Annotated in this window: 8 protein-coding genes; 4 read left to right on the top strand and 4 right to left on the bottom strand. The window is 67.8% G+C overall.

What is annotated here, in order from left to right; translation table 11 throughout:
• The 3 genes from AB0J09_RS51590 to AB0J09_RS51580 form a co-directional block, all read left to right on the top strand.
• On the top strand, positions 1-362 hold a 362-nt coding region (locus tag AB0J09_RS51590; RefSeq protein ID WP_360709023.1), incomplete at its 5' end, for a cyanophycin synthetase.
• A 342-nt stretch (positions 363-704) separates the two neighbouring features.
• Positions 705-1,742, top strand: a complete 1,038-nt coding sequence (locus AB0J09_RS51585; RefSeq protein ID WP_360709020.1) for a serine hydrolase domain-containing protein — start codon at positions 705-707, stop codon at positions 1,740-1,742.
• Positions 1,743-2,528: 786 nt separating this feature from the next.
• The gene (locus AB0J09_RS51580; protein ID WP_360709017.1) at positions 2,529-2,918 is read left to right on the top strand and encodes a hypothetical protein; all 390 of its coding nucleotides are present in this window, start codon (positions 2,529-2,531) and stop codon (positions 2,916-2,918) included.
• A 184-nt stretch (positions 2,919-3,102) separates the two neighbouring features.
• Here the strand turns inward: AB0J09_RS51580 and AB0J09_RS51575 are convergent, their stop codons facing one another.
• Positions 3,103-3,243, bottom strand: coding sequence for a hypothetical protein (locus AB0J09_RS51575; RefSeq protein WP_360709014.1), 141 nt, complete (start codon positions 3,241-3,243; stop codon positions 3,103-3,105).
• Between the two features lie 156 nt (positions 3,244-3,399).
• Here AB0J09_RS51575 and AB0J09_RS51570 point away from each other — a divergent pair, with 156 nt between their 5' ends.
• The gene (locus AB0J09_RS51570; protein ID WP_360709011.1) at positions 3,400-3,753 is read left to right on the top strand and encodes a hypothetical protein; all 354 of its coding nucleotides are present in this window, start codon (positions 3,400-3,402) and stop codon (positions 3,751-3,753) included.
• Between the two features lie 206 nt (positions 3,754-3,959).
• On the opposite strand, the gene AB0J09_RS51565 is transcribed toward AB0J09_RS51570, so the two are convergent.
• From AB0J09_RS51565 to AB0J09_RS51555, 3 genes are all read right to left on the bottom strand, one after another.
• Entirely contained in the window at positions 3,960-4,439 is a 480-nt protein-coding gene (locus tag AB0J09_RS51565; RefSeq protein WP_360709008.1) for an AAA family ATPase, read from the bottom strand.
• Between the two features lie 329 nt (positions 4,440-4,768).
• Entirely contained in the window at positions 4,769-5,311 is a 543-nt protein-coding gene (locus tag AB0J09_RS51560) for a hypothetical protein (RefSeq protein ID WP_360709005.1), read from the bottom strand.
• 486 nt (positions 5,312-5,797) lie between these two features.
• Positions 5,798-6,817 (bottom strand): hypothetical protein (locus AB0J09_RS51555; RefSeq protein WP_360709002.1); only part of this gene is annotated, 1,020 nt, incomplete at its 5' end.

Below are 6,817 nucleotides of genomic sequence, written 5' to 3'. Positions count from 1 at the left end.
GGTGGTGGTCCGACAGGACCTGCGGCGGCGACCGAGACCCCAGCAAACGCGCCCCGATGGGAAAGATCGCCGGCACGTACTCCGACGTGGTGGTGGTCACCAGCGACAACCCGCGCGGCGAGGACCCTGACGAGATCATCGACGCGATCATGCCCGGCCTGAAGGGCACAACCGCTGCCGTTGTTGAGCGGATCACCGACCGGCGGCAGGCCATCGCTCGGGCGCTGGAGAAGGCCGAGCCGGGCGATGTGGTGCTCGTTGCAGGTAAAGGCGCCGAGTCGTACCAGATCGTCGGCGACCGCAAGCTGCCGTTCGACGACATGGCTGTTGTGCAGGAGTTGAGCACTCTGCCGACCGCGTAGGCCGCTGCCGAGGACGGCGCATAGACCTGCCTCGGGGGCCCGCGACGGGGGAGAGATGAATGCCAGCCTGGATCTGTCCGCTCTGCCCCCGTGGCAGCTCCGGGAACAAGCCGAAACGCCGCAGTGGTGCGCCTGCCTGTGTGAGCATGCCACCAGGCACAGAACACCGCGCATCCGGTCCGGGTTCAGTGCGGTAGGGGGCAGCGGCCTTTGTCCGCCGCCGCGGTCGCGCGGGGAAGCTCAACCACGAGATCGCCTGACACGGCCGCCGTACGCCTGCAAGCGCCCCAGCATGCTCACTACGCTGGCCACACGCACCAGCCCAGACCACGGGAAGGCACCATGGCAGACGCCCACGACTCCATCACCCACCTGCTGGAGCACGGGGTACATGAGCGGGTCTTCCCCGGCGCGGTCTGGGCGATCGGCGACGCCCACACCGTGCTCGACAGAGGCGCCTACGGGACGCTGGCCCCCGGCCAGGCGGCGATGCGCCTCGACACAATCTTCGACGTCGCCAGCCTCACCAAGATTCTTGCCGTGTGGGCGGTCATCGGCACCTTGTGGCACGATCAGCAGCTCCCCCTGGATGACGCTCTAACGACTTTCTGGCCTGAAGTCGCCGGTTATCCGCTCGGCCAGGTCACCGCGCGCCAGCTCCTCACCCACACCGCCGGCGTCCCGCCGCGTGCCAACCTCCGCAACCTCTACGGCACCGACCATCAGGCCATCCGCGAAGGCGTTCTGCGCGAGGCTCTGCACCGCCAGCCCGGTGAGGCCGTCGAGTACACCGACCGCGCCCCCTTGATCTTGGGGTTCCTCGCCGAGCATCTCACCGGCACCCCGCTGGACCAACTCGCCACCAAGCGGATCTGGCAGCCCCTCGCCATGACCGACACCAGGTTCGGCCCTCTACCAATCCAGGATCGGGCCCGGTGCGCGCCGACCGAACTCGACCCCGACAGCGGCGCCCACCTCCAAGGCTTTGCCCACGACTACTCCGCTCGCCTGCTGGGCGGCGTGTGCGGCATCGCCGGCGTGTTCTCCGTCGTGGAAGACCTGGCCGCGTTCCTGCGGCACCTCCTGGGTCCGGGCCCGGATCCCGGCCGGGTCGGGTTCGGGCCGTCCTGGGTCGCAGAGTCCCTGCAGATCCACACCGGCGATCTCACCCCCGCGCGCGGCCTTCTTTGGCACCCCGCCCCCGGCACCGATCCCCACGAGGGCGTCCACGTCCACTATGGCTTCACTGGCACGGCCATGTGGCTGTCGCCCAAGCAGAACCGCTGGGGTGTCCTGCTCACCAACAAGCTCTACTTCAGCCGCGACAGCGACCCGCTGATGTGCATCCGTAACGCCTTCCGCACGCTCGTCTTCAGCTGACCCCGAGGGGACGGTGCGCCGTGAACGAGAACCCGGCTGGGCTGTGGCGCTTTCGGCGCTGCGCGTGCGCGCCTCACGGCTGGCGCTCGCCCCCCGCATGCCGGGGACCGTCCACCATGACGGCATGACCGCTCCTCAGCACCGCGCACACATGGCCGACCGTGTCCAGCCTCTGGACGGCGTTCGCGTTCACCGAACCAGCGGACATCAACGCTGCGGCGGATCTGCGAGCGCAGATCCACCATGAGGTCCTCCACTGCGCGGAGCCCGTGTTCGGGTAGATCACGGCTGGTCGCACCACCCTCGCGACGAGTGCGGGCTTGGAGGCCATGGAACGGCGCCTGCTGCACGCCCTGGCGGGGCGCCGCTTCTCCGTCCTGAAGTCGCGCCTTGACCAGGTCCCTGGCCACCCTCGGCAAGACGGACAGCCAGCGGCGCGCGCCCGATGCGGGCTCGCGCGAAGGACGCAGGTACCCGTTCAGGGCTGAGGCCATCGGTTCGTTCGGGCAGCCGGCCGCGGCCGCGGCAAGGGTGTCCTTCTCGGCAGAGTCGTCCGTCAGCTCCCAGTGCGGGTTTCACCGTGACCCAGTAGTCACGTACCGGCAGTGGGCGGCCTCGTCCGGCGGTATCCACTTGGGCAGGTCTTTGGGCCAGCACCGTTTCAGAGGTGCAAGAAGATCACCGGCGTGGCCGTGGGCTCGGTCAGAGGGTGACGGGGCCCTCCATGAGTCGCTCGTGCGTTCGATGCTAGGTTCAGCCGCGAAGAGCATGTGACCTGGAGGTTCGATGACAGAGGAGTACAACTTCCCGCCCGCGCTGGTTGCCGCTCAGCGGACGTTCTACATACAGCAGGAAGTGATCAAGCGGCTCGCTGCCCTGGAACCACGGCCGACGCTCATCGCCGCTGGTAAGGCCACCGTTCCGCAGGAGCTGAGGGACGCCATGAGCGCGGCTCGGGCGACACAGGGCGCCGCCGTGAACGCCTTGTACGACACGACGGACGAGTTCTGGGAAAAGGTGAAGACCGGCAGAGCTCAAGCGAAAGCCGCCTTGGAAAAGCTTGTCAAGGCGCAGCTTGACGCGGCGGCACTCAAGCAGGCCGTTGAGGACGAGATGGACTGGGAGAGCCTCGGCAAGGTCGCCAGTGCCGAACTCGGCGAAGACGCCAGCACTTGACTTCCTCCCCCTCGGGGCGCCGACAGCTGACCGAGCAACCCCACCCACCACACCATCTGCTCGACCGCCAGAGCGCCATCCGCCGACCACACCAGGGAGAGCCGACCGTGAGCCTGACACCCTCGAGCCTGAACCTCACCGACCCCACGAAGGGGTATAAGCACTTCGTTCTGTATGTCGAGGCTCAGATCGGCGCGGCAGGTTTGGCGTGGAACGCCACGGTCTCCATCGAGCGGCAGTCCCCGTACGCGCGCGAATGGTTGGACCGCCTGGTGCGCTGCGAGCCGAACGCCCTGCACGCCACGCTCGTGAACACCCAGGACATCGCCAGGCTGTTCGACCCATGCGTGGACGAAGACAAGGACAGTCCCGCGGCCGTTTCGGGTTCGGGCTGTGTCTGCCACCGGACCTGGCACGACCCCGTGTTCGGCCTGCCCGTCGTCGGAAAACACTTCCGGACCGTCCGCGCGGGCACCGACCAGTGGACCTACCCACCTACGCCCCTCTGGACCTGCGTCCCGACGATGTCTTCGCCAGCCTGGTCATCGATCGGATCAGCGACCTGTTCTGGATTCGCACCACCGCGGGCACGCTCTCGTTCCTGCCGGAGCACCACTCCCGCGGCTACGACGTCGGCCGGGCCGGGGGAGGCCCCGGCGCCTTCGCTGAATACGTGCACAAACTGATCGCCTCTGATGGGCAGGACACCGCCATCGGAGGGCTGCCCCACGGGCAGCACGTCGACCCACACGTCCTGGCCTGGGTGACAAGCCAGGACGCCAACCGCACGCAGGAACTGACCTTGGAGCAGCTGAAAGCCATCCAGCGCAGGTAGCCCCCGCCCCCGTACCCTCCCTTCTACGCCCTGGCGAGACCTACGGCCTGCTGCGCCAGCACTTCCCCAAGGGCACCGACCTGTCGGTTCACACGCGCGTCAGCTCGACGCCGTCGCCGCCGAGCTGAACGCCTCGCAAAGCTCTTGACGACCTGCGCCTGAACCTAGAGGCAGTGAGGCAGGAGTGCCTGTCCCTGAACCCCCGGTCACGGCATCGTTTGCGCGAGTTCCTCAAGCTGCTGGACAACCTTGTCGATCGGCGCAGAAGCGTCAATCTCGACAGTGGAGGTGGCCCTGAGCAGCGGCTCCACGTCGGCCAGGTCACGCAGGATGGCCGCGCGTTCCTCGGGGCGCTTGCCGAAGGGGTTGTTGGTGCGCGTCGCGATACGGGCAAGCAAGATCTGGGCAGGAGCACTGAGCAGGACGACGTGGTCGAATTGCGGGTAGAACCGGCCCTGATTGGACTTGCAGCCAGCCACGAAGAGGGCACCCTCACCGTGGTTGGCGAGTAGCTCCCTAATGGCCGGCTCCCGCCACACCCAATCGCTGGATCCGTCCGGCAGGGTCACCCAGTGGCTCCATTGGTCGGTGTCGGTATCGACGGCGCGATGTCCCCTGGCCGCCAGCATCTCTAACGCTGTGGACTTGCCGGTGCCCGACATCCCCGTGACCAAGATCTTTGCCATCAGCCGAGGTTACCGGACCACTCTGATCTCGGCTGGCTTCTGTCGCCCACGTTGGCGATCTGCCGCCTTCCGGTCATGAGTTTCCGTATCCCCCGCAGCTCGGGGGATACGGAAACCTCGTTGGCTCGCTCTGCTGGCCGCCGCGAGCAAGTGATCATGGTGTTGCGACGACTCTCGAATGCGCCGATCAGCCCTCGGCTGCCCTGAAACGAGCTGATGGCGGTCGCCCTGGACGAGTCGCTGGTGAAGCGGTGGATTCGTGCGGGCGCGGCTCGGCCTCCCGAGGCGGGACCCGCCCCGGCGGCCAACCGCCGGGGGACGAATCGGTATCAGCTGACCTCGATGAACGAACCTTCGTCCAGAGCGAGAAGATCGTCGGCCCTGATGACGTAGCGGCCGAACTGCTGCTTGCGGCGGTGCAGTTCGGTGTAAACGGCTGTGCTGCCTCGGATGGTCATGAAGCCGGCGTAGCTGATGCGCTGGATGCCGTCGCTCCCGGCTGAGTCATCGGAAGTCGGTCCGTCCTCGTTCTCGTCCGGCACGAGGAGCTGGTGTTCCTTCGTCGCCCAGGCGCGCATCAGGTCATTGCGCGTCCCGGAGGCGATGGCGGTGAATTCGTCGCGATCGATGATGACGTACTCGTCCTGGCCGCGGTAGAGGCTGGCCGACCATTCGGCCTCGATCGCGCCGTTGCGGGGATAGGCAGACAGCAACGACCACTCGCCCGCTGAGGCGCTGATCAGGTACGCAGGCCCGGCCTCTCCGTCGACGGGCTGCAGACCAGTGACAGCCCACCCTGCTTCGAGCAGCCGATACAGATCGGCGGACAGATCTGCGGGCAGGTGCTCGTCGCGGCCAAGGTCAGGTTCCATGGTTCTCCTGGTCGGTGGGGCCGATGCGCAACGCGCTCGAGCCTATCGGGCACGCTCGCGCTACCGGTCCGGAGATGATCCATCGGCTGTGCTGCGGTGAGCGTGCCGAGCGTCGTGGCATGGGCGGACACCGGCCCAGGTGCCGACCTCCCCCGTCCGGGTCTGCTATGCCGAGGAGACCCAGCCCCTCGAGACACGCAGGAGACGTCAGCCTGGCGATGTCTCCTGCGCTGTGAGCCGGGCTTCCTGATGAGAAACACCACTGAGTGGCCTGGGTCACTCAAACTTCGCTGACACTGCTCAAACTTCGTTGCGACAGGATAGGAAAACACGAAATCCCGTCCGATTCAGATGATGGGACGGGATCCCGTCAACCTCAGTCCAGCCGTCTCAAGAACGGCCAGAGCGAGGGGCGGAGGGTTGCAGTGGACCAGATTCCGGAACGCGTCCGGCCGCGCTGTGCTGGGCGGGCCGCCGAGTCCTCTCTCAAAGATCCTCCGCCGCGCCTGCGCGCACGGCGGAAGCGGCCGCGCTCATGCTCGTTGCCACGGCGTTGTAGATGCCGACGGGCATGCGGCCCTGGCCGAGCCCCGATGCGTCCACCACCTTGGTGAGTTCGCCCTTCTGCTGCTCGGTCAGCAGTTTCGCGGATGCGGCGTGGGCCAGCACGTCACGGGCAGCGTAGCTGCCACCGGGCGAGGTGGCGAGAGTGACGAGCCGTTCGTGGACTACAGACTGGTCGCCCCGGTGGTCGAGCAGATCCGTGACGGCCAAGCCCAGCCGAGTGGTGAAGGCCGCCAGCTCCGGCATACCGGTGTCGGCGAGGGCGAGGTAGTGAGCGGTCATCTGCCGCTCCGCCTCCTGCGCGGGCCGCCGGGCGGCTCGCAGGCACAAGACGGACAGGCACGAGGCGACGGCGTGCTCCCACGGCTCTTTCAGCTCGCTGCCGTGCAGCATGTCGAGGGCATCGTCGGGGTGACCGGCGAAACAGCGGGCGAGGATGGCGATCTGGCGGCCCTCCCACAGCCGGGCGCCGATGCCGCGCAGCTGCTCGGCCTGGGCGAGGGCCTGCTCCCATCGGCTGGCGCGGGCAAGGGCGCACAGGCCGTCGGCCAGCAGCACCTCCCACAGCCACGCGCACAATTGCCGCTGATCGGCTGGCGGGGTGAAGTTGTCGAAGGTGACGTTCCGGCCATCGAGGTCAGCGGTCCTCTGCGATTGGACGGCGGTGAACAGGTCGTGCAGGAGCTGCCAGGCGCTGTGTCCGTCGCCGTCGCGGATGCGCAGGCGGGCGAGGTTGATGACGGGCTGGAGCGCGAGCTTGGCGGTCTCCAGCGGGAGCGGCCGCGCCTGGTGGATCAGGGTGAACTGGTGCCAGCACCAGGCGCGGGCCAGGTCGGGCAGGCCGCAGTCGCTGGCGGTGAGGGCGGCGAGGTTGAGCGCCTCGCAGGCGCGCAGCAGCCGGTCGGGACCGCCGCTTGCGGCCTGGTCGGCGCGGGCCCGGAT

Origin of the sequence: Nonomuraea sp. NPDC049784 (assembly GCF_040659615.1) — a bacterium.
GTDB lineage: Bacteria > Actinomycetota > Actinomycetes > Streptosporangiales > Streptosporangiaceae > Nonomuraea.
The sequence above is the reverse complement of the archived record's forward strand: the minus strand, read 5'-3'. Positions and strand labels throughout refer to the sequence as shown.